1 protein-coding gene is annotated in these 607 nt (G+C 74.8%); it reads left to right on the top strand.

The annotated features are described in order from the left end of the window. Window positions 1-607: amidase family protein (locus tag ACXRVZ_RS27695; protein WP_458233144.1), on the top strand; the 607-nt coding region annotated here is incomplete at both ends.

Here is a 607-nt window from a genome sequence, read left to right as displayed (position 1 = left end):
CCCTGGCTGGGCGGCTCGCGCGCGGTGCTGCGGCTGGGCGTGCCGCTGGAGCCCGGCTGCGATGCCGCCCTGGGCTGGCCGGCCGCCTTCGACGCCGCGCAGGAGCGCGCCCGCGCGCTGGGTGCCGAGCTGGTGCCATTGGACTTCGAGCTGCTCTTCGAGGTCGCCAAGCTGCTCTACGAAGGCCCCTGGGTGGCCGAGCGCCTGAGCGTGGTCGACACGCTGCTCGCCGCCCAACCCGAGGCCCTGGACGCTACCGTGGCCCGGGTCATAGGCCAGGGCCGGGGTGTGGACGCGGTGGCGGCCTTCGAGGGCCGCTACCAGCTGGAGAGCCTGCGCGCCGAGCTGCAAAGCCTGTGGCAGCAGGTGGACGCGCTGTTCGTGCCCACCGCCCCCACCTGCCCCACGCGYGCCGCCGTGGCTGCCGAGCCGGTGCTGCGCAACAGCGAGCTGGGCCGCTACACCAACTTCGTCAACCTGCTGGGCTGGTCGGCCCTGGCCCTGCCCTTCAGCCTGCCCGAAGGCGAGAGCCCGCTGCCCTTCGGCATCACGCTGATCGCCCCGGGCGGCGCCGACGCGGCCCTGGTCGACTTCGGCCTGCGCTGGG

Source organism: Roseateles sp. P5_E8, from assembly GCF_054177665.1.
This window is presented reverse-complemented; position numbering and strand designations above follow the sequence as displayed.